Source organism: Flagellimonas sp. 389, assembly GCF_018449435.1.
Classification (GTDB): domain Bacteria; phylum Bacteroidota; class Bacteroidia; order Flavobacteriales; family Flavobacteriaceae; genus Flagellimonas.
In genome coordinates this window covers 157,946-182,409 of the sequence record NZ_JAHCMU010000001.1, presented here as the reverse complement: position 1 = coordinate 182,409, position 24,464 = coordinate 157,946, and the positions used below count along the sequence as shown (strand labels likewise).

General features: G+C 37.9%; 23 protein-coding genes. 11 read left to right on the top strand and 12 right to left on the bottom strand.

Going from position 1 to position 24,464, the window contains the following annotated elements; all coding sequences use genetic code 11:
• Positions 1-15: 15 nt before the first annotated feature.
• The 4 genes from KIM67_RS00785 to KIM67_RS00770 form a co-directional block, all read right to left on the bottom strand.
• Positions 16-2,421 carry a TonB-dependent receptor gene (locus KIM67_RS00785; RefSeq protein ID WP_213829475.1) on the bottom strand — a complete coding sequence of 802 codons (2,406 nt, stop codon included), beginning with the start codon at positions 2,419-2,421 and terminating at the stop codon, positions 16-18.
• Positions 2,422-2,515: 94 nt separating this feature from the next.
• Positions 2,516-3,064, bottom strand: coding sequence for a hypothetical protein (locus KIM67_RS00780; protein ID WP_213829474.1), 549 nt, complete (start codon positions 3,062-3,064; stop codon positions 2,516-2,518).
• A 134-nt stretch (positions 3,065-3,198) separates the two neighbouring features.
• Complete coding sequence (locus KIM67_RS00775; protein WP_213829473.1) at positions 3,199-3,756, bottom strand: hypothetical protein; 558 nt, start codon at positions 3,754-3,756, stop codon at positions 3,199-3,201.
• Positions 3,757-3,820: 64 nt separating this feature from the next.
• On the bottom strand, positions 3,821-4,597 hold the full coding sequence (locus KIM67_RS00770) for a sterol desaturase family protein (RefSeq protein WP_213829472.1): 777 nt from the start codon (positions 4,595-4,597) through the stop codon (positions 3,821-3,823).
• 108 nt (positions 4,598-4,705) lie between these two features.
• On the opposite strand from KIM67_RS00770, the gene KIM67_RS00765 reads away from it, so the two are divergent.
• The 5 genes from KIM67_RS00765 (at position 4,706) to KIM67_RS18545 (ending at position 7,693) form a co-directional block, all read left to right on the top strand.
• A complete protein-coding gene (locus tag KIM67_RS00765) occupies positions 4,706-5,326 on the top strand; it encodes a TetR/AcrR family transcriptional regulator (protein ID WP_213829471.1) in 621 nt (206 codons plus the stop codon).
• 418 nt (positions 5,327-5,744) lie between these two features.
• Positions 5,745-6,185, top strand: coding sequence for a hypothetical protein (locus tag KIM67_RS00760; protein ID WP_213829470.1), 441 nt, complete (start codon positions 5,745-5,747; stop codon positions 6,183-6,185).
• Between the two features lie 107 nt (positions 6,186-6,292).
• The gene (locus KIM67_RS00755) at positions 6,293-6,439 is read left to right on the top strand and encodes a hypothetical protein (RefSeq protein WP_213829469.1); all 147 of its coding nucleotides are present in this window, start codon (positions 6,293-6,295) and stop codon (positions 6,437-6,439) included.
• 3 nt (positions 6,440-6,442) lie between these two features.
• Positions 6,443-6,844 (top strand): JAB domain-containing protein, encoded by a 402-nt coding sequence (locus KIM67_RS00750; RefSeq protein ID WP_213829468.1) that lies wholly within the window; start codon positions 6,443-6,445, stop codon positions 6,842-6,844.
• 174 nt (positions 6,845-7,018) lie between these two features.
• Positions 7,019-7,693: a YIP1 family protein gene (locus KIM67_RS18545; RefSeq protein WP_250149109.1), complete on the top strand. Its 675-nt coding sequence runs from the start codon at positions 7,019-7,021 to the stop codon at positions 7,691-7,693.
• 733 nt (positions 7,694-8,426) lie between these two features.
• Here the strand turns inward: KIM67_RS18545 and KIM67_RS00740 are convergent.
• Both KIM67_RS00740 and KIM67_RS00735 read right to left on the bottom strand, forming a co-directional pair.
• A complete protein-coding gene (locus KIM67_RS00740) occupies positions 8,427-9,155 on the bottom strand; it encodes a LytTR family DNA-binding domain-containing protein (protein ID WP_213829466.1) in 729 nt (242 codons plus the stop codon).
• A complete protein-coding gene (locus KIM67_RS00735; protein ID WP_213829465.1) occupies positions 9,152-10,276 on the bottom strand; it encodes a sensor histidine kinase in 1,125 nt (374 codons plus the stop codon). Before KIM67_RS00735 ends, KIM67_RS00740 begins: the two co-directional genes overlap by 4 nt.
• 248 nt (positions 10,277-10,524) lie before the next feature.
• On the opposite strand from KIM67_RS00735, the gene KIM67_RS00730 reads away from it, so the two are divergent.
• Positions 10,525-12,960, top strand: a complete 2,436-nt coding sequence (locus KIM67_RS00730) for a TonB-dependent receptor (RefSeq protein ID WP_213829464.1) — start codon at positions 10,525-10,527, stop codon at positions 12,958-12,960.
• 38 nt (positions 12,961-12,998) lie between these two features.
• On the opposite strand, the gene KIM67_RS00725 is transcribed toward KIM67_RS00730, so the two are convergent.
• Both KIM67_RS00725 and KIM67_RS00720 read right to left on the bottom strand, forming a co-directional pair.
• Complete coding sequence (locus KIM67_RS00725) at positions 12,999-13,250, bottom strand: glutaredoxin family protein (RefSeq protein ID WP_163416609.1); 252 nt, start codon at positions 13,248-13,250, stop codon at positions 12,999-13,001.
• A complete protein-coding gene (locus tag KIM67_RS00720; protein ID WP_213829463.1) occupies positions 13,243-14,424 on the bottom strand; it encodes a cation:proton antiporter in 1,182 nt (393 codons plus the stop codon). The genes KIM67_RS00725 and KIM67_RS00720 overlap by 8 nt, the downstream gene beginning before the upstream one ends.
• Before the next feature lie 203 nt (positions 14,425-14,627).
• On the opposite strand from KIM67_RS00720, the gene KIM67_RS00715 reads away from it, so the two are divergent.
• From KIM67_RS00715 to KIM67_RS00695, 5 genes are all read left to right on the top strand, one after another.
• Positions 14,628-14,945, top strand: a complete 318-nt coding sequence (locus tag KIM67_RS00715; RefSeq protein WP_213829462.1) for a hypothetical protein — start codon at positions 14,628-14,630, stop codon at positions 14,943-14,945.
• Position 14,946: 1 nt separating this feature from the next.
• A complete protein-coding gene (locus KIM67_RS00710; RefSeq protein WP_213829461.1) occupies positions 14,947-15,228 on the top strand; it encodes a hypothetical protein in 282 nt (93 codons plus the stop codon).
• 31 nt (positions 15,229-15,259) lie between these two features.
• Positions 15,260-16,927, top strand: a complete 1,668-nt coding sequence (locus KIM67_RS00705) for a PepSY domain-containing protein (protein ID WP_213829460.1) — start codon at positions 15,260-15,262, stop codon at positions 16,925-16,927.
• A gap of 329 nt (positions 16,928-17,256) precedes the next feature.
• Positions 17,257-19,683, top strand: a complete 2,427-nt coding sequence (locus KIM67_RS00700; RefSeq protein ID WP_213829459.1) for a TonB-dependent receptor — start codon at positions 17,257-17,259, stop codon at positions 19,681-19,683.
• Positions 19,684-19,731: 48 nt separating this feature from the next.
• Positions 19,732-20,883, top strand: a complete 1,152-nt coding sequence (locus tag KIM67_RS00695; RefSeq protein ID WP_213829458.1) for a PepSY domain-containing protein — start codon at positions 19,732-19,734, stop codon at positions 20,881-20,883.
• Between the two features lie 88 nt (positions 20,884-20,971).
• On the opposite strand, the gene KIM67_RS00690 is transcribed toward KIM67_RS00695, so the two are convergent.
• From KIM67_RS00690 to KIM67_RS00675, 4 genes are all read right to left on the bottom strand, one after another.
• The gene (locus KIM67_RS00690; RefSeq protein WP_213829457.1) at positions 20,972-21,907 is read right to left on the bottom strand and encodes a pyridoxal-phosphate dependent enzyme; all 936 of its coding nucleotides are present in this window, start codon (positions 21,905-21,907) and stop codon (positions 20,972-20,974) included.
• A 120-nt stretch (positions 21,908-22,027) separates the two neighbouring features.
• Positions 22,028-22,930, bottom strand: coding sequence for a universal stress protein (locus KIM67_RS00685; protein WP_213829456.1), 903 nt, complete (start codon positions 22,928-22,930; stop codon positions 22,028-22,030).
• Between the two features lie 86 nt (positions 22,931-23,016).
• On the bottom strand, positions 23,017-23,706 hold the full coding sequence (locus tag KIM67_RS00680; RefSeq protein WP_213829455.1) for a Crp/Fnr family transcriptional regulator: 690 nt from the start codon (positions 23,704-23,706) through the stop codon (positions 23,017-23,019).
• Positions 23,707-23,780: 74 nt separating this feature from the next.
• Positions 23,781-24,461, bottom strand: coding sequence for a Crp/Fnr family transcriptional regulator (locus tag KIM67_RS00675; RefSeq protein ID WP_213829454.1), 681 nt, complete (start codon positions 24,459-24,461; stop codon positions 23,781-23,783).
• Positions 24,462-24,464: the final 3 nt, after the last annotated feature.

Here is a 24,464-nt window from a genome sequence, read left to right as displayed (position 1 = left end):
TGTTGGTAACGATTTTCATTGTAACCTCTTCTTTTCTTGCTCCGCACCATTGCGCTTATATTTGTTTTCTTTTTTGCCTCCTCCGAAACTCTTGATATAGGTCACCATTAAAACCCTTGGTTCAGGGAAATAGGTCTCTGTGGTATTGACAAAAGGCTGAAGGGTATTGGTTTCGATGTTCCAATTATCCGAGGCCAACATATTGCTAAAAGATAGTTTCAATGTTCCATGTTGTTTATCAAGTTGGTATCGCATTCCTAGGTTGAGAGCGCCCCTACTACCAAACGTGCTTATTCCGAACAAGGTTGGAGATTGATAGTACCCGGCCAGTTCCAGATCTATTTTTCTGCCAAGTACAAATTGTTGCGAGATAGTGGTCCTAAGACTGCCTTTGTTTCTTTCGTAGATCGTTCCCTGAAAGTCAAATTTCAGTGACTCATGTTGAACGGAGATATTGTTTTCCATTTGCCACCACCATGCAACACGTATGGGTAGACCCAGTGAAATACTGAGGGTGTTCCTCATGTCCATATTCTCTGCCTTGAAAATATATTGCTGACCATTATCCGAAAGTCTAGGTTGGAATTCGACGATGGCCTCTTTTGCGGTCAAGTATTGCACGGTTAAACGCTTTCCTATCCAACTCCATTCAACTCCATATTTGTTGACTAATGCAGGTTGAAGATTGGAATTTCCCGAGTATAGGGCATCTGGCCCCAAAAAGAGAGCGAAGGGTGCCAATTGGTTGAAAGACGGCCTATTGATACGGCGACTAAAATTGGCCTGTAAACTACTCCCATCCTTTATTTGATGGGTAATACTCGCCGTAGGGAATAGATTTCCATACTTTCTGGTAACACGATTCGGTTCGCTATCAACTTCGAGCTCGTTATTGGTATCTTCAAAGCGAAGACCAGATGTTAAGCTCGTTTTACCATTCAACTTCCATTGGAACGAGGCATATATGGCCCTAATATGCTCTTTCATCACAGTGTTGTTGGAAAGGCCGTTGTCAACGAATGTTTGATCCTGGATGTTGGAACTTACCGTGATATCGTTATTGAAGTTGGATGAAACGGTCTTGACCCCTGCTTCAAGTTGTAGTTTTTCCGATATTTTTCCCCTGTAATCAAGATTGTACACATCGAAAGTAATCGGAGTTGTCTTTTGAATTTCAATAAAGCAACCGGCCATTTGCGAATCGATCTGGTAATCACTTGGATTGTCATCCTTGTAGTAAAGATGGTTGTAGTCAAAAATCAGCGAGTGTGATTTTCCAATAGACTGTTCGATCTGGACGTTGGGCGAAATGTGGTTCCATTGATTGATTTCGTTGGTCTCGATATTGAGGGCTTCTTGTACATTTGAATTATCGTTCCTTAGTACTTCATCAGAAGCAAGCATGTCCCACTTGCTGTTGTAACCACTTACAGTACCGCTTAAGGATGTGTTTTTTAGAACAGAATAACTCGTTCCAAAACTGTAGTTGTGTGAAGTGGTTACTGGTTTCCTATTACTAACGACCGATATCCTTTTTTGGCTCATTGGATTGTCAAATTCGCTCTCCAGCCCCCACTTTTCATGAGACCGGTTTCTGTCAAATGAATAGCTTCCGTAAAAACCAAACTTGCCGTTTTGACTATGAAAACTTGAAGAAACTCCTGTTTTTTCGGCTTTTCCATAGCCACTTGTCAGAGATAATGATCCTCCCTGCCCTTCAGCATTTTTGACCGTTGTGGTAATATCGATCATTCCACCCGAGCCGTTGGCTTCATATTTGGATGGAGGATTATTAAAGATCTCCAGATTTTCAATATTTGTGGCCGGAATGCTTTTTAACAGACCGATAAGGGCCTGCCCATCAATACGACTGGCTTTACCGTTGACCATGATCGTTACTTTGCCGTTTCCCTGCAATGTTAGTGTCCCGTTTTGTTGATTTACAGAGACCCCCGCGGTATTCCGCAATACATCGAATGCCGAACCTCCTGAATTCGCAACAATTTGCCCAATATTGATGATGACACTATTGGGATTTTTGTCATATAGTCTTCTCTTGGCTACCAATTCAACGCCGTCCAGTTCTATTGATGCCATGTCCAATCGTAAGCCTCCCAAATCAGTTGGGCCATCTTGATGGGCAAATTTTTTAAGGAAGTCTTTAAAGCCAAGAGCTTCAATCTTCAATATGTACGAAGCAGGTTTCAAATCATTTATTCGAAAATTCCCGTCCATATCCGTTATGGCCCCGGCGAGAAAAGTATCGGCATTGAATATCATAACATGGACTAGACGTATAGGATTTTTAAGACTGTCTATTACCTGTCCTTCAACAGCATGGTCTTGTCCCAAGCCCAAAAGGGGAAAGCACAAAAAGATTGTCTGTGCCATGCGCTTAATAAGATGGAAGAATGCTTTCATGTTAGGCCGTCGTGTGTAGCTTAAAAAAAAGTGCCCACGTATTTCACGGAAACCGTGGGCACCAAGCACTAAAAAACTACGTAGTCATTATTGGTTACTTGGATTTTAGATCGATAGTGAAATTGCAGTTGAAGATGATGATGTCCTGGTCAAATCGCGTAAGGTCAACTTCTCCAACAAGGGTCGTTTTTCCTTCCTGCCCTAGAAAATCATCGGTAACGGCCACTATATTGTTTTCTGTCGGTGTGAATTCCGTAGAAAACTTTCCATCACCTATTGGTCTTTGCAAAACGTCGCCTCTTGAAGTGATAGAACCTTTTCCCGTGAAATTGAACTTGGTTACTATTTTGGAGATAAGGGTATCATCAGGGTTTTCTGTAGTTCCCATGTCACAGTCCTCTAGGGTTCCGATGATTTCACCGGTCTTCGAATCAACCAAATCCATTAAAAAGCAGAAGGCTTCAACGGGTTGGCCATTATCCGGATTCGTAATTGTTTTTAATTGGGCGACCGCCGTTCCCCTACCTATTACTTTTAACTGGGTCTGTACGGGATCAGGTGCGTCGCCGGAATAATCATCACTGTCGCAAGCAAAGAATAGGACAGTCATTAATACTAAAAAGGTGTTCTTGATAATTTTCATGATAAAAGATTTAATTATTAAATGATTGTTATGGTAAATGTGAATTTTCCACTGTTAGGGCGAACAACAGTGCACTGCCCATCAAGGGATGGGTAGTGGCTATATGACTAAAAAAATGGAAACCTATGCTTTGCCTAGTCCGATTGCAGATTGATCGTGAACAGGGAATTAAATATGAGAATACCCTTGTCGAATTCGGCAAAGCTCACCTCACCTTCCAAAGAAACGGTACCTTCCATATTTTCAAATTCATGGGTCGTGTCTATGACGTTATTTTCAATCGGTATGAACGAGGTGTCGAAATTGAGCTCGTTTACAGGCGGTCGTATTTCATGGAATACGATATTTTCTGCCTGGATCGTTCCTCTCCCATGGATATTTATGGAAGTGATCACTGTTGAAGTTATGGTGCCGTCACTAGGTATGTGCATATCAACGATACAGTCTTGAAGTGTTCCCATAATTGCTCCGGTTTCTGGGTGTACTAGGTCCATTAAGAAACAATTAGGTCGTAAATTTTCCCCGGTTGTCGGATGCACAATGGTTTTGGGCTGGCCAACAGAAGTGCCTCGACCTATTACCTTCAATTGTATTTGTTCAGGCGCTACTGCCTCTTCATTGATGTCACCGTTGCTACATGCGAAAATGAACAAGGAAATGATTTTTAGAATGATACTCTGGCTACTGTTCATGATGTTTGAATTTGATGATTGATGTTTGTATGGAATTGGTTGTAAATGGTTTTCCCGTAATACTTTATTTCTTGTTCTTTAATATGTCCTTGAAGAGAAGCATATCCTTTATTCTTGAGGATGCACCATGATAAAAACCGGTCTCATGGGTATAATCTTTAGGGTTTTTAAAGGTTCCGAAGAGAATATCGAATAAGGCAATACCAGAATAGTTATACGCATGTATGCCCTTTGCATGATGAATGGTATGGGATTCGGGCCTTTGTATAAGATATCCGATCCAAGTTGGGGTCTTAATGTTAGCATGTTGAAAAATGGATAGAAAAGTAGTGGTCAGGATAATGACCGTAGTGGCTTCAGGGGTAAACCCTGCTACTAGAACAAGACAGACACTGCTTAAGATAATCCACCCAACCATATCCAGAGGGCTAAAATAAAAGGCTCCATAACTGTCCAAACGCTCTGCACTATGGTGCATTTGATGCATTCCCCTCCACAGGAAATTACTATTGTGCATGGTTCTGTGCCACACATATTCACCAAATTCATAGACAAGTACTCCTACCATAGCTCCCCAAAAGGTGCCGAGACTTGTCAAATCGAAAACTTGGTAGTCGGCAAAGAACCCATCCCATATTATCGGAAGGTAGGAAGAAAGAAAAAAGAAAAGAACAAATGCTAATAGGCCCCGTAGTTTCCAAAACTTTACATGGGGCAGCTTTCGAGCTGGTAACAGAGATTCCCATAGCATCAATCCACCATACATGGCGAAGATGATGTAGGATATTGGATCAAAAATCAATTCAAATGGGGTGGGTAACTGTAATAAGAAATTTTCCATAGGTAATATTTTATTAATGACTACTAATCTATACAGACTAGACGGTGCAAATATATAATTATATTTTATTGTACCAACTAGTTTGTTTAAATTTTATATCTTTAACATATGGGAAGAGATGGAAAACCAACACGGGACAAAATACTGGCAGAGTCGAAAACCTTAATATTTGAAAATGGATTTTCGGGGACCAGCATTGATCAGATATTGGCTAGGACTGGTATTACGAAAGGTGCATTTTTTTATCACTTCAAGACAAAAAACGTACTGGCCCACGCCTTGATCGAAGAATTTGCCAAAGAAGATATCGCCCATATGAATGAGGCCTTGAGCAAAACTCAGGAGTTGAAGGGTGATGCCCTAAAGCGACTTTTACAGTTTATACAGGAGTTTATCGATATGATGTCTGGTCTATCGGAGCCTTACAGTTGTCTGTATGCATCCTATACCTATGAACCCAGTCAGTTCGATAAAGAAACTTTACAACATATCTCGGAAACTATTTTAACGTGGAGGAACACAATGGAGAGCTTGATCAATGATGTTCTCAAGGAATATGATACCAAGATTGATATCGACCTACAATCACTGGCCGACCATACCGTAGTTATTTTTGAAGGTGCCTTTGTTGTTTCCAAAGCTTTGAAAGGTAGGGATCTTACTGCAGACCATTTGAGGCACTTGAAAAATTACTTCCAACTTATTTTTGAGCCAAAAGGAACTGTTTGATTTCCATTATTTAATAAGTTCTTACAATTGTCCGATTGCAAGACAATCAGATGAATTTTATTACGATTTTCTACTTGAGTTCTAAATGCAGTCCTTTTTGGTAGTTTCGGAAATTAACATTTTCTGGTAAACTTTTGAAACCATTGATTACCATTGCAGGTACAACAATGGTTCAAAAAACACCAAATTCATTCAAAACACACTATTTATTTGAAATTTATAATTCTGGTTTTAAAATGCTTATGAAAGCACGCTAGATTTCTTCTAAAACTCGAAATCTAGCGACATTTCAACTATCGTTTATTTGAACTTTCGTATTTCTCCCTTTACAATTCTTAACAAGTTCATTTTTTTGGTGTAATCTATTAGTTTATTTTTAGAAGTATAAGTTATCTAGTGAAGGTTTAAGTGAACGATTATGAAGAAAAAGTATTTATTTATTGCCTTGATTTCAGTTTTGCCATTGCTCGCCGCTTCCCAAGAAGTATCAAAATCTGATAGGGCAAAAAGTATAGTGGATGCCGTGAACAAAAAGAATCCCAAACAGTACGTCGAAAATTTCAGCGATAGTGTGAAAGTATATATGTATGAGGAAGATGGAAGCTTTGTTCTTCGCGTCGATGGCAAAAAAGCATTGTTCAAGAACCGAGAAGCTCACCTTAAGAATCATCCTCAGGTGAGGAATGAAATTCAGCACCTTGCAGAAATTGACAATAGGTTAATCATGCATGACATCGTTTGGCTTGCTCCAAAAATAAAAGAAGGTAGTTCAGTTGTTGAGATTTTTACTTTTGATGAAACTGGAAAAATTATCCGAGTCGACGTCATCCAACAGAAGAATCTCTTCAATGAAGAATAGTAAAATGGAAGAGTTCAAATAAAGGATGGATATAGAACTATTGGAAACATAACTACCTTGTGATAAACCAAACCAGAAAGTTTACTTATTTAACTTTACAGGTAAAGATGATGAGTGATGAATTAGAAAACCTTATTAAACAAGCTATAAATGAACAATTGGACGGTAAATATTTTTTTGTTGACTATCATGGTGGAGTAATTAATGAAGAAGTAAAAACCAACTTAGCAATATTAGAACTAAAATATAATTAAACGATGATTATTAGATTGCCAAAAGATGAGGACAAGCATGTGTCGGACACTTACGACATAGCCCGAATTATGCAAAAAATATTGTTTCGCAATAACAAGATAAGCAGGGCTAAGGAATATTTTTGGTCAATTGGGTTTGATAAGCAGAATAACATTGCTTACATAGAATTGGTTACTATAGGAATAGCAAATAGGAACATAATTAGACCCCCACAACTCTTCAGAATGGCAATAGCCAAAGATTGTGATGAAATCGTTTTGTGCCATAATCACCCATCGGGCGACCCAAAGCCAAGTAAAGCGGATATTGAATTTACTAACAGTATGATAAAAGCTGGTGGGCTTTTGGATATTGTAGTAAGAGAGCACATCATATTAGGCCAAGACTCATTTGAGGTTATTTAATATTAAAAAAGCCTAAAATCATAAAGTATAATTAAACGATTGCTCTGAGAACTATAGGCATATGAAGAATGAATTAGGAAATTTGCTGAAATCCATTCCAGGACAAGTAGTTTACAACAACATTGTTGATTTTAAACTTTTGATCGAATCTTATAGAGATCCTAAGATGGATACATGAAAGTTCAAATAAAGGATGAGCGGTGTTCTCACATTCATATAAACAAATTCAACTTTCTATTGAAGCATATACAAACTATTTGGCGATATCCAGACAGTACTTTTGAATCAGTTCTTAAGAAAAAGAACAATTGGAAATGGACATTGCTATTCTTCATTAGCAGTGGGATAGTCCCATGTGCATTTATATTAAGAAAAATGCATTTGTTTAAGTTTTCGAGCACTAATGAAATGCTACTAACTTTAGGTTTAGTATTAGGTGTTGGGGGATCAATGGGAATCACTATTTGTTTTGTATTAGCATGTCTTATGAAAATGTATGGAAAACTATCAAATAGAAATTTTAGTTGGAGTGAGGTCATTAAAGTATTGACCTGGTCATCAGCGCCCCTGCTCATAGCTTCTCTATCTGTTTTAATGATAATATTACTTGGCAGGGCGATATTTTATTTGGGGCAATTGACCGCTCCTAGTGTAATGTTTCAAATGATTGCTGGTTTTATGCTTTTTGGAATAACTCCACTTTACGTTTGGAATACAATTCTAATAAATAGGGGGCTGCGAAAAACGAAAAGTGCAAGTCGGAATCAATATATCGTATATCTTTTGATTTCATTATTACCTTTAATTTCGGTCTCTTATTTGTTGGTAAGAATATTTATGAAAGATTAGTAATATGAAAACAGATAATAAAGTTCAAATAAACGATATCCAATACCTCAAATTCTAAGATATGGCATATCCATCAATTCCAATGAAATAAAGCTAAACTTTACGAGCTCAAACCCGGTTTAAATAGTATAATTGAAAGAATTGATTTTTTTTAAGAAATATGTGACCTTATCAATCTGATGGTGTCTGATTAGATGAGATAAAGAAGAGTTAAATCCAAGAATTCACCCTTTATCCTTAAACAAAAATCAGCACACCCATCGTAACCGGAAACGTTAAGAATTCATTTCACCGGGATCGTACCTCGGTGGGTGGCTTTTTTAACATTTGTGAGTTGCTGATCAATGACTTCCTTTAGATAACCCGAAAATGGAATAGTATCGTTTCCATAAATAACCCATCTATCAAGAGTCACCTAACATAATTTTTTTTTGGAAAAAGGTTTAAGCGGGAAATTACGGCCATATAAATAATAAATACGGCGCTGCCCCTTGAACATTCATTTTTAAAACTCATACATCGGAGTGCTATACGAAATCATCCCGATTTTATAGTTTTAGAGAGGGAAGATGTAGAGGAGTTGATAATTTTATTGTCAGATGAATTGAATTCTTAACCCAATAGTTCAAAAAAACGACTATGAAAGAAGCTTAGTCATCAATTAAGAGTTAGGACAATTTTAGCTCATAAAATCATTTTGATAATTGGCACATGACTTCTTGGGAGAATTATATTAAACCTTACCGTTCCACAAATTGTCGCCCAAAATCTTAGGGAGCACTTCTTTCTTGTAATTACGACTTAAAGGAATTTTATGTGACCTGATTTGTATCTCATGTTGGGCTACTCCTTCAATTTTATCCAAAGCAATAATGTACGATTTGTGTACCTGTAAAAAGGCATTGGGGTCTAACCTTTCGATTACGTTTTTGAGGGATAACAAGCTTATATATTTTCGTTTATCTGTCTGGATGATTACATAGTTTTGCAAGGCCTGCACAAAAAGAATGGCATTATGATAGATCTTTTCATATTTCCCATCACACTTAACAAAAAAACAGGTGCGCTCCTCTTCTTTGATTATGGTAGTTTGCTGCTTTTGCAAGAGTTCCATTTGCTGTTTGGCCTTGGTCGCTGCTGTAAAAAAACGACTGAACGAAATGGGTTTGAGTAGATAGTCCAATACATTTAAATCAAACCCCTGAATGGCATAATTGGGGAAAGCGGTGGTCAAGATGGTCGTTGGAGGTTTAGGATTGGACCTTAAATACTCTAGCCCGTTCATCATGGGCATCTGCACATCCAAAAATAATACATCGACCTCGAAACTTCCTAATAATTGAGGAATATCAAGTGCAGAAATACCAGTGCCAACACATTGCATAAAATCAACTTGGTCAATATAATTGACAATGCACTCTCGTGCCAACGGTTCATCATCTATAACGATACAGTTCATCATCCGCTTACTTTTGTTAATGATATGGATGTTTCTTCTTCCAATTGCAACTGTAGTTTTATGGTATGTGTATCCTTTGTCTTGGTGATGATAAGAATATGTTCGTTGGGGTAGATAATTGCCAATCGTCGTTTTACGTTTTGTAACCCCAATCCTCCGTACGCCACTCCATTTGGTAAAGTATGCCGTAACTCAAAATTTGCACTGTTCTCTAGTACAAATTGTAATTTTCCATCTTCTAAAACAATATTCAAACGAATCCATTTTTTGAGTTTCTGGTCTTCTGATAAATGTTTGAAGGCATTTTCTATAAAAGGTAATAAAATAAAAGGAGCGATGGCCAAACTCTCTTCCAATTCAGGAATATGGACCTTTAGCTCAAAATTTTGATTTTGTCGCAGACTTTCCAATTCGATAAAGCTTTCAATGTAAGCTAGTTCTTTTTTAAGGGGAATTTTAGGACTGTTGCAATCGTATAGTTGGTACCGAAGCAGATTGGAAAATTTCACCAAGGAATCGGATGCCATTTTCGGATTCTTATTGATCAATACAAAAATGGAATTAATCGTATTGAACAAAAAATGGGGATTGAATTGTGATTTTAGAAATTTTAGCTCGGTTTCCAACTTCTCTTTTTCCAATACTTGTTGCCGCTTTTGGGCGACTATCCAGATTTTAGCCAATTTAATGCTCAAGCCCAATGTCGTGGCTGCTATACAGGATGAAAATGCACTATATCTAAAAATACTAAAAGGAGTAGCGGGCGCAATGTTGAAGAGTTCATATACATTCACATTTGCTATGGTCGCCGCAACAAAGTAATTTCCGGTAATAGCGGTAGACATCAACAAAATCACGGCGATAGTTGAAAGAAAGAAGGCAAGGTACTTCTCCTTTTGTAATAATTTGGGAATAAGGACATATAAACAAAAATAGACGCCAACCGCTTGGTATACCACATAACCAAGATACTTTACGATTGCGTGGGGTTTTGTGAGTGATTCCAATACTTCGTTTATACTGCCCGAAAACAAGGTCCACCATGCAAAATGGTATCCTGCCCAAAACAGCACATGATGCAGCTTATAACGTTCTAAAAAGACCCAGATAGCATTTGTGGGCATAGTTTTCTTTGAGAATTAATGGGTTGTAAATAACAAGGTACAACGATAAACTTTCTTTATGAAATACCGTCCTTTCCAACTTGACGTCAGGTGAGTTTTTATTGACCAAATACATTTGATAGTTGGTATCGATGCAAATCAGTACAAAAAACAACTATTTCTTCCTGTGATACCTATAAATGCCCTCTTGGTCATTCTCTTTTTTAAGATACTACAGATTGATGCTACTTGCATTCAAACCCAAACAAATGAAGTTGTATTGCATTTCCATTTTTCTTTTTTTAGGATGTTCAAAAATGATGTTCGGGCAAGTATCGGGTTCTGTCACGGATGCTGATGGCAATCCAATTGCATATGCCAATGTCATGGTGCACAGTATCCTTGACTCTATCATGCAAACCGGTACCATTACCAATGATGATGGTCTGTTTGAAATTGAGTTCAATAAAGAAGGCACATACTTCCTTCGTGTTTCTCTTTTATCCTTTCAAACATGGAATTCTGAACCCTTTGTTCTTTCAAATGCCAATTTGAAGAAACATTTTCCTGCCATTGCATTGACAGAAGAAGTTACCTTGTTACAAGGTGTTGAGGTTACCGGGCAGCGTAGATTTATTGAGCGTACCCAAGAGGGCAGTGTCGTCAACGTTCAACAAAGTATTTTGACGAAAGGCAGTACGGCGCTGCAATTATTGGAGCGTTCTCCCGGTGTTATTTTAGACCTGCAGAACAACAGTTTTTCCCTTAATGGAAAGAGCGGTACGCTTATTATGATCAATGGCAAAGCACAACGGATTCCAACTGCTGATTTGATTACGATGCTCAACGGAATGAGTGCCGATAATATAGAGAAAATAGAATTGTTGACCAATCCTTCCGCACGATATGATTTAGATGGCAATGCAGGAATCATTAATATTGTCATGGCAAAAAACGAAAATCTTGGCATCCGTGGAAACCTAAATCTAAGTGCTGGTTATGGGGAAGGGGAAAAGCAGACCACAGGACTTTCTCTTAATTATGGTGGTGAACGTGCTAGTGTATTTGGTTCGTATACCTTTTCATATGATGATACCTTTTCAGGTTTCAGAGGGGTTGGCACCACAGAAATTCCCGCTTTAGGTGGTAATACGAGTATTGATTTCACCAATCGTACACAACAGATCAACCGAAACCATAATATTAATTTAGGGTATGATCTTCAACTTTCGGAAAAATCCTCTTTTGGAGCAAATCTGTTGTACAATCAATCAGGATCAATGAGTGTAGTTCGCAATAGGGGATTGTATGATTTTGTAGATGACCCTTTTTTAGAAGCTCTTATAAGGTTGAATGCCAATGGTAGGTTGAAAAATGTCAATGCCTCTGCCTATTACGAAAAGAAGACCGATGCAAATACCTTGGCTATTACCGCAGATTATATCAATTACAATAACCAAAGGCCCAACAGAGTAGATAGTTCGTATCTGGATGAAAATGGAAATCCTTTTCAGCCTGACAATGAAATCTATAATCGAGGCAACCGCGGGGTTAATGAAACCGATATCAATGTGGGAGTAGTACAATTGGATTACAAACACATCGCAAACGAAAATTTATCGATAGAAGCCGGAGTAAAAGGGTCATTGTCCAAAACGGTGAATGATGCCCGTATCGAAATTTTACAAGGCGATGAGTTTGTAGCCGATGATCGTTTTATAAGTAGTATCGAAAATGAAGAAAGAATAGGTGCCATGTATTCCCTTGCCGACTACGAATTTAATAAAAAGCTAAAGGGTCAAGTTGGACTGCGCTACGAGTATTGGGACCAGAATTTTGATGATACTACATTGAACCGTAGCTTTGGAAGACTTTTCCCTTCGGTATTCTTGACCCATTCTTTCTCGGATACTACAGCATTAAATCTGGCCTACAACAAACGTATTACACGACCCGACTATGCAGATTTGGCCTCGTTTTTGATTTACAATAGTCCTACTTCCGTATTTAGTGGGAACCCACAATTGCTTCCGGCAATTACGGACAATATTGCCCTTACCTACAATAACAAATCATTTAGCATTTCGATATTGGCTTCAAATGAGAAAAATCCAATTTCCCGTTTTCAAATTACCCGTAACGCACAGAGCAATGTAGCGGTTATAGCACCGGTAAACATGGATTATCAGCGAAGTATAGATGTACAGACCAATATCCCTATTCGTTTTACCCATTGGTGGAGTATGAATCTTAATGGTACTTTGGGAGTTCGTGAATTCAAATTATCGCATACGGATGAAAAAATCACTCATGATTACATACACTTTAACTTCAATGGAAACCAAACCATGCGTTTCCCAAAGAATTTCTCTTTGGAGCTATCGGGTTGGTATACTTCTCGTCACTTTAACGGAAGTGGTAAAGTTTTTGGTTTTGGTGTTTTAAATGCAGGTCTGAAAAAAGAATTTAAAAATGGAAGTAGTTTTCAATTTTCGGTAAACGACATTTTCAGGACGTTTGATATACATTCCCGTGTAGGCACACTCACTAGGGAAGCTTTTGGGGATATGTTCAATGTAAGGTATAGGCCGGAATCCGGTTTTTCCCAGATTTTCCGAGTTGCGTATTCTTATCCTTTTGGCAATAAGAAAGTGAGGGATGCAAAAACAAAAACAGGGGCCGATTCTGAGAAGTCCAGATTGTGATTATTTCATGAATTGTTTACTCTTAGGATTTGATAGCATTAGTCTGAAATCCCATTTTTTGCTAGAAATGCAGAGAGTTCTTGTACGCTTGGATTTTTAATAAATTCGGGCCCGTAGGTTACAGTGGGGAATTTTAATTTGCCATCATACAATGAGCGAACAGTTTCTTCAGCTTCCTTATCGGTTTCTACATTGAAGTCCTCGAATGTTATCCATTTTGACTGCATATAGTTTCGCAAGGCGGAAGATTTCATACACCAATCGGTTCCGTATAGTTTTAGACTAGGCATTTTTAGATTTTAATTTTAACAAAGCTGGCTGTATTTTTTCTGCGTTACCGACAATGAAGGGGGTCAATGACATGAGGATAATGGATACCGCTAAAAATATTTGATAATTTGTGGCACTTATAAGTTCGTATTCCAAACCACTTTGTGCCAACACAAAGGAAAATTCCCCTATTTGAGCAATTGAAAACCCAACAGCTATGGCGGTTTTCCAATCCAATTTCATGACTTTTACGGCCAAGATTCCGGCAATAGCTTTCACTGCAAAAGCAAATAAGGTCCAGAAAACGATCCAACCTAAATCCGTAAGAAATATTTCATAGTTCAAAAGCATTCCCATAGAGATAAAAAAGAAACTCATGAATACATATCGAAAAGGCAAAAAGCAAGATATGGCCATATGGTTGTAGTCTGTCTCGGCAATGATCAATCCGGCGATAAAAGCACCTAGGGCCAGTGATAGTCCTAATTGTTCCGTAAGCAGTGCAATGCCCGTTACAATAAAAACAGTGGCAATTAAAAACACTTCTTGGCTTTGTACTTTCATCACCGTTTTTAAGAAAAAAGGAATGACAAACCTAGCCAAAACATAAGCAATACCGCCCATTAAGACCAGTTTGCCAAGCAACCATAACAAAGCGGTCAGGGGATCGTCACCAGCACCCGCTAAAATTGGTGTAAAAAGCATCAACGGTACGATCATAATATCTTGAAACAACAATACCGCCAGAATGAATTTACCGTGTGGGGTGGTAATCTTATTTCTATCCTGCAAGGTCTTTACAACAATTGCCGTGCTACTTAGAGCATACAAGAATCCCCAAAAAATACTTTCTTCTACACTTGGGCGCATCAATAGCCAAATAAGTGCGGCGGTCAATATAATGGTGAAAAAAACTTGGGCACTTCCACCACCCAAAACATATTTCTGGATTTTCTTTAAGTTGCTGAATGAAAATTCCAACCCTACCGTAAAGAGCAGTAATATAATGCCAATCTCTGCATAGACATCTACTTCTTCCATATCGGCAAAATACTGGCTGGTGTTTGGGCTAAGAAGTACTCCCGTTATCAAATAGCCAATAATATATCTGATTTTTAAAAATTTACAGATTATTATAACGACTGTTGCCACCCCAAAAATAGCACAGATGTTAACAAGTATGTGGTGTTGCATGGAAGGTTTTCTTTACTCGAAAATTACAAATATTCCGAATGGGAACATTGATTTGTGTAGCAGAAATTCGTCTTGAATACTGTTAATTTTTTATAACTGAACAACGCTTATCTTTTAATGCTCAGCAATTTTTATTTAGAATTATTAAAAATAATAAGTATGTTTGTGAGCATAATTTTTAGATACACCAAAAACTAAAAAGCGTGGGTGTAATACTTGTATTTATAGGTAGTTTATTGCTCTATGCAAAATCGAAGCATTTTCCACAATTTTTAAATTTCGTTGGAATAACAGCACGGCAAAAACCAGTGTTAACTAGGGTAGTGGCTTACATTGTTTTTTTGCTTTCTATTTTAATATTTACTGTCCAATTTGATTTTGCCACAGCTTTGGTCATATTCATGATAACGGTAATGCTTGCCTTAGGATTAATAATTACCCTGCTGCCTTTAAATCAAAAATATGTGTATCTCTTTGCGGGTTTGAGCCTGGTAATTATAGTAATGGAAAATCTCATGTAAAATGCCAGCAAATAAAAAACACTTATCGAGCACGGGGCAACGTTTTTTAAAGATCAGTGCGGGTATTTTAGGAGGTTATTTGGTTACCATTTTTGCCCATAATGCACTTGGGAGTCTCCTAACGGAAAAGGGAGGTTTAATAATAACCACGGCATATACTTCCTTTTTACTGTGGGCCCTACTATTGGTTTTGTCATTTATGGCCAAAAATGGCTGGAAAGTTTGGGGGTTATATATTCTATTATCTATCATTTTTGCTTCAATCATTTTTTTGAACAAGTAGTTAAAGGAACTAATGCGTAAAATCTAGTTTGATGAAATTAAAAGCTTTAAAACCAAGATTGCACAATGCGATGTTCCATACACATACCGTATCTGGTATTGTGATAAGTTTTGCTTTGTTTGTTTGTTTCTATGCTGGTGCCGTGGCGCTATTTATGGATGAACTCTATCAATGGGAAAATCCAAACGCCAGAATTGAAGCTATAAATCCAGCAGAAGTTGACTATGATAAAATTGTAACAACTGTTGCAGCAAATATTGAAGGTTTTGACCAAAGTGAACAATTTGGTTTTGTTCCACCGAGTAAGGTAAATCCCTTAATTGAGTTTTATGGTAGTAAAACCAGTAGTTCCAATGTTACCGAAAGATTTACGGCTTCCATTCATCCAACAGAATATAAAATATTGTCATATGGAACAGAACCCATGACCCATATGGCCCGGACTATTTATGAGCTTCATTACTTTCATCAATTACCCCTTATTGGTATTTATCTATCTGGTTTTGTAGCATTTTTCTTTTTGTTTGCTGTTTTTACGGGTGTGCTAACACATTGGAAAAATATTGTAAACAAGTTCTATTCCTTTACAATAAAAGGTAAATGGAAACAGGTTTGGACCAATGGTCATATATCACTAGGTATCATAACCTTGCCATTTCAAATCATATATGCAGTTACCGGTGCGCTTTTGGGGTTGTCCCTACTCTTATTGGCACCTAGTGCTTTTCTTATGTTTGATGGGGATACCAATGAAGTCATTAAGGCCGTACGTCCTGATGCTGGAATCAAATACGATAAGAATGCCATGGTAATCGATGATGGAGTGAGCATTAATAGTATCTATAAAAATGTTAGCACTTCACACCCTGAAAACCCCATAACTTATATCTATGCAAGGAATTTTGGAAAAGAAGATGGTACCGTTAATGTACTATTCGATGATAAAAAAGGAATCACGGGCGATGGTATTTTTGTTTATGGTTATAAGGATGGTAAATTGTTGCAAGCCATAGAACCTAACAACAAAGCCTATTCAAAGGGAACATATGGCGTATTGATAAAATTGCACTACGCCACTTTTGGGGGTATTTTTCTCAAGATTATCTATTTTATCCTCGCAATGATTACGTGCTATATCATCCTAAGCGGTGTAATGATTTGGCGTACAGGACGTGACAACAATAAGTATACGGATAAACAACGTAGGTTTCACCATAGGGTAACAAAATTATATCTGGCGATTAGCTTATCCATGTTTCCGGCATTGGCGCTTATATTCATTGCCAATAAACTGGTTCCTTTAGAAATGATTGAAAGGGTGTTTTACGTGAATACGATTTTCTTTTTGGGTTGGCTGTTACTTACACTCATAGGTCTTTTTTGGAACAACTATCGCAAACTAAACCGTAACTATATCTTTTTGGGAAGTGTTTTTGGACTCTGTATACCTGTGATAAATGGTATCATTACGGGTGATTGGATTTGGAAAACATTAGTGAACGGACAATACTATGTATTTAGCGTAGATGCAACTTGGCTTATTATTGGCGTATTTGGTTTGCTTATATGCCAATTTTATTTAAACACTAAAAAAGATTCTGAGCATATATTGGAGAATTCAGAAGATGAGTTAGTTACGATACCTGATTTTGATGAGAAAAAGACCCCGGTGTTTCAATCTATCTCTAAGGATAGTTAGTGAGTAGTAAATGAGTCCGATGGGTGTTTTAATTTAGAACAATTGAAAATCTTATTTTGTATAGTCTTTTATACATTATATGCTACAAATTAATCCCAATTCCAACCCAAACCGAAGCTGCTTTTATTCACTTTAGGTATTTGTAATCGTTGTGGCAGGCGTGCTCCAACAAAGATTCCGTAATCTTTTCATGGAACTATTTTATCCAGTAATTCGTTGCTTAATAACTAGTTGCAAAAAGGAGAAAAAGATTAATGTAAATTTCTTAGAATCATTCCAAATAACGTTTACATTTGCACTTTATTTTTAATAATTCTAAATAACCGTAAATGAAATTTGGTATTTCTTTAACTGCTTTTTTACTCTTCTTTACCATTGTAAATGCACAAACAGGAACCATTTCCGGAATCGTTGTCGATGGTAATAACGAACCGCTCATGGGCGTTAACCTCATGGTCTTGAATACCGCTATTGGTGGGCAGACTGATTCAGATGGCAGTTTTTCCATTACTGGTATTCCAACTGGTGACAATGTGCTCAAACTATCCTATTTGGGGTTCAGATCTAGAGAAATCAATATAACAATAGTTTCTGGCGCGAATGAAAATCTAGGAACTATAGTTTTATATGAAGGGAATGAGGTTCTCAATGAGGTTGTAGTCCAAGGAGAGCGCCGCAATAAATTTTCTAGAAAGGAGACAGCCTATGTTTCCAAGCTTCCATTAAAAGATATAGAGAATACTCAGGTATATAGTACGGTTACCACTGAATTATTGGAATCGCAAGTAGTCGTTAATTTTGACGACGCACTTAAAAATGCCACTGGTGTTGAGAACCTTTGGGCATCTACAGGACGTGGAGGCGATGGTGCGGGATACTACGCGTTAAGGGGTTTTTCGGTACAACCGCAATTGGTAAACGGTCTTCCGGGATTGACCAATGGAACAATAAACCCCGCAAATATAGAGCGTATCGAAGTCATTAAAGGTCCATCCGCCACATTGTTCGGGAATGCGGTTTCATCCTATGGCGGTCTCATCAATGTTGTCACCAAAAAGCCATACATAGGCTCTGGCGGTTCACTTTCTTTTACCTCAGGTTCTTTTGGCTTTAACCAAATAGTCGGGGATTTCAATACGGCGCTGGATAAAGATGAAAACCTATACTTTAGGCTTAATTCTTCATACAGTACAGAGCAAAGCTTTCAAGATGCTGGATTTAGAAAATCCTTTTTTGTTGCGCCATCATTGTCCTACAGGGTCAACAATAGGTTGTCATTTTCCTTCTATGGTGAAATTACCCAAGCAGAGCAGACCAATCCCACCTTTTTATTTTTGAACAGGACCGCACCTACAGAAGCGCAAAATTTGGATGAACTTAATTATAATAACAAGCTATCTTTTACGAGCAATGAGCTCACCCTTCAAAATCCCACGCAGAATTATCGGTTGGAGATGGATTATAAACTTTCTGATGCATGGCAATCACAAACGTTGTTGTCAACAAGCGCGACTTCAACAAACGGATATTACACATATTTGTTTGAATTTGGCATTTTGGGCGGAGATACGTTTACGCGTTTTGTGAGCAAGCAGAATTCCAATACCAACACCACTGATATACAGCAAAATTTTATTGGTGATTTTAAGGTTGCCGGATTAAGGAACAGAATGGTCATTGGTCTGGATTACCTAAATGTGACTACGACGGATAACAGTAGTGGTTTTGTTTTCTACGGCAATACCACACCCGAAGGTGTATCGAGTGGTGACAACCCCTTTACCCCAGATGTAATCGAGGAGGATACATTCCCACTTTCAACCGCTGGAGTTGATGCGGCACTGGAAAATACAGCTATCGGGAATAATAATTCAGAATACAGTATTTACAGTTTGTATGTTTCCGATGTAATCAACTTTACCCCACAGCTTTCCGTAATGCTTGGTTTACGATTGGATAGATTTGACAATGATGGTGATTTGCTCGACGAGGAAGATGATTTTGCACAAACCGCCCTTTCTCCAAAAGTTGGTATTATGTATCAACCCATAGCGAACAAACTATCTGTATTTGCTAACTATCAAAATGGATTTAACAATGTAGCCCCACAATTGGTCGGAGATCCAGAAGCAGGTGCACAGACTTTACAAACATTTGATCCCGAACAGGCAAACCAGTTTGAAGGCGGTATGAAAGCAAATTTTCTCGGAAATAGATTGAACGGCACGATAAGCTATTACGATATTACCGTAAAAAATCGTGTTATACAGGACCCGTCAAACCCTTTCAATTTTATTGCGAATGGAGAAATTGAAAGCAGGGGAGTTGAGCTGGAACTTAATGCAAATCCTATAAGAGGGCTTAACGCTCGTGGAGGCTATAGTTACAATGATAGTGAAACCACAAGGACGGATGACCCTTTGATACTCAATAAAAGACCTCTTGAAGCCGGTCCAAGAAATTTATATAATTTCTGGGCAAGCTATGCTTTTCAATATGAAAAACTCAAGGGTTTTGGACTTGGCTTCGGCTTTAACGGTGCAAGTGAGCGGTTTGTTAAAAATTATACGACCACAGGGGATTTTACCTTGCCGGCATACACAGTGTATAATGCTTCTGCTTTTTATGAAGCCGATAAATACCGTATCACCTTAAAACTGAACAATGCAACCAATCTAGAATACTATAAGGGTTGGTCTACCATTAATCCACAGCAGCCACGTGCTGTATTGGCTAATGTAACGTATAGATTTTAGATATTCTTTAGTTTTGTTTTCACGAAATACGAATGGGCAATCCTTAAAATGAGTTTTAAACGATTAATAAGAACCATACATAAAATACTAGGGCTAACTAGTGGGATAGTGGTCTTTATTGTAGCAATTACTGGTGCAATGTGGGCGTTTAAAGATGAAATTAAAGGATTAGATGATGAATACAAAAAGATAACTGTACAAAACAGGTCTGTTCTATCTCCTTCGGAGGTAAAAGAAGTGGCCCAGGACATATACCCTGGTGTCTCTTTGCATGGTACGGTCTATAACAAACCGGGACAAGCAATTGAAGCAATTTACTACCAAGAAGAACCCCTGTTTTATCAAAGTGTCTACCTAAACCCCTATTCTGGGGAATTATTGCATATAGAAGATCATTTGAGCGGATTTTTTGCTTTTGTACTGGACGGCCATATGTATCTCTGGTTGCCCCATGTAATAGGAGAACAGGTTGTTGGAATTTCTATCCTTATGTTTTTGGTAATGGTTTTATCTGGAATTATACTTTGGTGGCCCAAAAAGCGCAAACATCTTAAGCAGCGCCTTAAATTTCAGTGGAAATCTACAACGCGATGGCGGCGTAAAAACTTTGACCTACACTCCATAAGTGGATTTTATGTTTGTCTTTTCGCGCTCATATTTGCCATAACGGGGCTTGCGATGTCATACGACTGGTTTCAGTCAGGTCTTTATAAAACTATAGGCGGTCAAAAAAATTCGATATTTCTTATTCCTGAAAGTAGTCAAGAATACATAGATACCTATGATAAGAAACCGATAGATAAGCTTTTACCAAAGCTTTGGCGCGAAAACCCTCAAGCCGATAGTTTTGAAATACATTATCCACATGCAGCAACAAGTAGTATTTATGTAGAAGTTTCCAATACTGATGGCGTATATTATGATTCTGACTATCTTTTTTTTGACCAGAACACTTTAGCGGCAATACCCTCAGAAACTATTTATAGAAAATACAAAGATATGGCCTTGTCGGATAAAATCCTTCGTATGAACTATGATATTCATGTAGGGGCCATAGCTGGATTGCCAGGTAAGGTTTTAGCATTTTTGATAAGTATTTTGATTGCAAGTCTGCCAGTAACTGGATTCCTCATATATTGGGGAAAGCATAAAAAAAAGGTAAAAGCTGGAAAAAATGAAACAGTTTTTTCTTTAGAATAGACCAAGGAAATTTGAACTAAACGTAGACAAGACATTTTTGAAGCTCTTCTAGTGCATTCTTAATGCAATTTGAAGTGAATTTTGAATCTTAAAAAGGCAATTCTCCCAAATCTACATTGCCACCGGAAATGATTATCCCGATTTTCTTATTGGAAAACAGATGCTTTTCCTTTAAAACCGCTGCTAATGCAACAGCACAAGAAGGTTCGCACACAATTTTTAAACGTTCCCAGATAATTTGCATAGCACTGATTATTTCTTCTTCCGTTACCCGTATTATCCGTTCTACATACTGTTGGATAATCGGGAAGTTCCTATCTCCCAATTGGGTCTTAAGTCCATCGGCAATGGTATTGGTAGTTTTATTTGTTTCAATGACCCCACTTATTAAAGAGCGATACGCATCGTCCACTTCAAAAGGTTCTCCACCAATTACCTTGCAATTGTTGCCAAAATACTGGGCTGCCAATGCTGTGCCTGCGATAAGACCGCCTCCTCCTACCGGAGCTATTACATAGTCTAGATCAGGATAACATTCCAGCAACTCTACGCAGGCGGTACCTTGCCCCAAAATGACAGCATCGTCATTTGAGGGATGAAGAAATATTGCTCCTGTTCCCTGTGCTATTTTTTTTGTGGTTTTTTCCCTAGCTGCTAGCGTTGGTTCGCATTCTATGATTTGTCCACCGTAGGCCTTAACGGCATCTTTTTTTACTTGTGGGGCATTGGAAGGCATTACAATATATGCCTTGACACCTAAACTTTGGGCTGCCAAAGAAAGTGCCTGTGCAAAATTACCGGAAGAATGGGTAACGACCCCGCTGTCTTTTTGTTGGTCAGAAAGTTGCATAATGGCATTGGTTGCCCCCCTCATTTTAAAAGCGCCCATTTTTTGAAAATTCTCGCACTTAAAAAAAAGCTTGGAATTAACCATGGCATCAATCAATCTTGATGTAAGTACTGGGGTATTGTGAATAAATGGCTTTATCCGATTATGGCATTCAATAAGGGTGGTTTTGTTCATGTGTCTCTTTAAGTACCATTGTCGTTCTTTAGAACAACATGTTCCTATAAAGATAGGAAGGACAATGAAAATCGCAAGGCTTTGGCGATGCGAATCAGTAAAAACGACTAGAGATTTAACCTATTTTGAAACCGTTTGTTTTTTTCTTGTTTGTTGCTTCGAAACACCGTTCATCCCCAATTCTGGTATGACCAGTAAAGGAATTTGTGTATGGAACGCAGTTCGTTTAACAATAGGTTCACGGGTCATTTTTTCCATGTAACTATGCTGGTAGTTTAAAAGTGCCAACAAATGAATATCCAGTTCCTGAGAAAATATCTCTAAAGTCTTGGAAACCGAGTTGAGTTCGGATACGGTATGCACATAATGCTCCGTATCGCTCAAGTACCTTCTTAACATGTTCAAATTAAACTGCTGTAGTTCAGATAGTGCCTTTATGCCATATTGAACATGTACTATACGAATGGTCGCTTGGAACATTTTGGCCAAATCCAATAACGGTCTCAGTTCGGACATCGTGTAAAAACGATTAAAGTCTGTTGCAAAGGCAATCTCCGAAGGTGTAATAAAGTCAAAGTACTGTGGAATTGCCAAAACGGGACATCTTTTGGTGTTCTTGATAATACGAACAGAATTACTTCCCATAAAGACTTCATCTATTCCCGAAGCTCCTTTGGTTCCCGTAATCACTAAATTTATTTCAAAGGCATCCACTATATCTTTTACTTCCTCAACTAACAGGTTAAAAGACGAAATGGTCTCGAAACTATGGTTTGTATTACCATACTTGCTCTTAATTCTATCCACCGTTTTGTTCAAGCCCTGTTCAGAAGCATTTCTTACAGCATCTACTATGCTCACCCCATCAATCATTTTGGCCATGAATCGGCTACTTGGAATTACGGGGGTGTACGTATTGAGTAAATAAAAAGTGCAACGTTTGTTGCGGAACAACTGCATGGCATAATTAATGGCATTCCATGCATTGTCTGAAAAATCTGTAGGTATTAAAATCTTTTGCATCACGCTATTTCTAAAGATGTAATAAAATTAGCGTTAAGTAAAAGGGGAGACTATGACAATTATCAGCTTTTGGTAGAGGTGTTTATTTAGAACCCTTCTACGAGTTCCACCAACTTGCGCTCATTCTTTATGCCTACCTTCTTCCCAGAGGTATGAATTAGTCCTTTTTTCTTGAATTCTGAAATAATCCGTATTGCAGATTCTGTAGCGGTACCCACAACATTAGAGATATCCTCTCTAGACAATGATAGTGCCAAAAAACCATTTTCATCTTCGCCAAAATTATTCTTCAGGTATAAGAAAGCTTCTGCAATACGTTGTTTTACAGTCTTTTGAGACATGTTCACGATTACATCGTCCGCTTCCTTTAGGTCGTGGGCCATATGTCGCAATACCTCGAGTGTAAAGTTTGGATTTTTTTGAAGTGTATGGTTTATGGTTTCTTTTGGAATAAAACAAACTTCCATATCATTGACTGCAATGGCTGAGAGATTGGCACATTCCTGCGCAACAACGGAACGTTGTCCTATTACTTCACCTGTAGATGCTAATTTAACAATTTGATCTTTGCCATTTGAGCTAAGTTTGGAAAGTTTAGAGACACCATTGCGTACGCAATATACCCCATTTAACTTATCACCTTCTTCGAACAAAGGTTCTCCCTTTTTAATTGTTTTGGTCGTTTTGGAATCGGAAACGGCCTTTAACTCTTCTTTGCTCATAGCTCGTAAAGAGTTGAACTGACGTACGATACAATTCTCACATCTGCTTTCCATGACTGTTTGGTTTACCTGACACGTAAAATTACGGTTTATTAAATTAAAAAAAACTATAATTTTTTAGGTTCATATTAAATCAATTCTCTAAGCCCTTCTTTTGAATTTAGAACGATTTCACTACGATTTACATTTAGAAATCCTTTGTTCTTAAAATGGGTCAATAAATTGATGATATATTCTTGAGAAGTCCCTAGAACAGAAGCCATGTCTTCACGTTTCAGCCGTATCATTAATTTTCCGTTAGGATCTTGTCCAAATTTCTCTGCCAGATATAGCAATAGTTGTGCTAATCGTTGTTTAATGCCTTTGTTCGCGCAATAAATGATTCTGGTTTTATCAACAGCATTGGCATCTTCTATAAATGCATGTAACAAGTCGTTACAAAAATCAGTATTTGTCTTAAGATTGTACTGTATCTCACTTTTGTCAAAGCAGCATAATACGGTTTCCGTTAAGGCTGTGGCCGTTACATTTGCTCCTTTGTTCGATATTATGGAACGTTTGCCCATAATGTCACCTTTTCCCAAAAAACGTAAGATATGTTCTCGCCCCAAATTATCGAACGTACTGAATTTGCAAGCACCTTCCTTAATACAGTACAGTTTGTTCAAAAGTTGATTTTCCTTAAAAACAATAGCACCCTTGGAAACAAATAATGATTCTGAAGTTTCCAAAACCCTATCTAAGGCCATTTTGGAGAGCGATTCAAAATTCCTCAATTGTTGTGCCTTTATAATCGTACACCTTTCCATACC

Excerpts from the sequence above, each read along its gene's own strand:
- KIM67_RS00780 (WP_213829474.1), bottom strand. The coding sequence starts at position 3,064 with ATGAAAATTATCAAGAACACCTTTTTAGTATTAATGACTGTCCTATTC.
- KIM67_RS18545 (WP_250149109.1), top strand. The coding sequence starts at position 7,019 with ATGAAAGTTCAAATAAAGGATGAGCGGTGTTCTCACATTCATATAAAC.
- KIM67_RS00760 (WP_213829470.1), top strand. The coding sequence starts at position 5,745 with ATGAAGAAAAAGTATTTATTTATTGCCTTGATTTCAGTTTTGCCATTG.
- KIM67_RS00725 (WP_163416609.1), bottom strand. The coding sequence starts at position 13,250 with ATGCCTAGTCTAAAACTATACGGAACCGATTGGTGTATGAAATCTTCC.
- KIM67_RS00710 (WP_213829461.1), top strand. The coding sequence starts at position 14,947 with ATGCCAGCAAATAAAAAACACTTATCGAGCACGGGGCAACGTTTTTTA.
- KIM67_RS00680 (WP_213829455.1), bottom strand. The coding sequence starts at position 23,706 with ATGGAAAGCAGATGTGAGAATTGTATCGTACGTCAGTTCAACTCTTTA.
- KIM67_RS00740 (WP_213829466.1), bottom strand. The coding sequence starts at position 9,155 with ATGATGAACTGTATCGTTATAGATGATGAACCGTTGGCACGAGAGTGC.
- KIM67_RS00765 (WP_213829471.1), top strand. The coding sequence starts at position 4,706 with ATGGGAAGAGATGGAAAACCAACACGGGACAAAATACTGGCAGAGTCG.
- KIM67_RS00695 (WP_213829458.1), top strand. The coding sequence starts at position 19,732 with ATGAGTTTTAAACGATTAATAAGAACCATACATAAAATACTAGGGCTA.
- KIM67_RS00705 (WP_213829460.1), top strand. The coding sequence starts at position 15,260 with ATGAAATTAAAAGCTTTAAAACCAAGATTGCACAATGCGATGTTCCAT.
- KIM67_RS00770 (WP_213829472.1), bottom strand. The coding sequence starts at position 4,597 with ATGGAAAATTTCTTATTACAGTTACCCACCCCATTTGAATTGATTTTT.
- KIM67_RS00685 (WP_213829456.1), bottom strand. The coding sequence starts at position 22,930 with ATGCAAAAGATTTTAATACCTACAGATTTTTCAGACAATGCATGGAAT.
- KIM67_RS00730 (WP_213829464.1), top strand. The coding sequence starts at position 10,525 with ATGAAGTTGTATTGCATTTCCATTTTTCTTTTTTTAGGATGTTCAAAA.
- KIM67_RS00720 (WP_213829463.1), bottom strand. The coding sequence starts at position 14,424 with ATGCAACACCACATACTTGTTAACATCTGTGCTATTTTTGGGGTGGCA.
- KIM67_RS00750 (WP_213829468.1), top strand. The coding sequence starts at position 6,443 with ATGATTATTAGATTGCCAAAAGATGAGGACAAGCATGTGTCGGACACT.
- KIM67_RS00735 (WP_213829465.1), bottom strand. The coding sequence starts at position 10,276 with ATGCCCACAAATGCTATCTGGGTCTTTTTAGAACGTTATAAGCTGCAT.
- KIM67_RS00690 (WP_213829457.1), bottom strand. The coding sequence starts at position 21,907 with ATGAACAAAACCACCCTTATTGAATGCCATAATCGGATAAAGCCATTT.
- KIM67_RS00700 (WP_213829459.1), top strand. The coding sequence starts at position 17,257 with ATGAAATTTGGTATTTCTTTAACTGCTTTTTTACTCTTCTTTACCATT.
- KIM67_RS00675 (WP_213829454.1), bottom strand. The coding sequence starts at position 24,461 with ATGGAAAGGTGTACGATTATAAAGGCACAACAATTGAGGAATTTTGAA.
- KIM67_RS00755 (WP_213829469.1), top strand. The coding sequence starts at position 6,293 with ATGATGAGTGATGAATTAGAAAACCTTATTAAACAAGCTATAAATGAA.
- KIM67_RS00785 (WP_213829475.1), bottom strand. The coding sequence starts at position 2,421 with ATGAAAGCATTCTTCCATCTTATTAAGCGCATGGCACAGACAATCTTT.
- KIM67_RS00775 (WP_213829473.1), bottom strand. The coding sequence starts at position 3,756 with ATGAACAGTAGCCAGAGTATCATTCTAAAAATCATTTCCTTGTTCATT.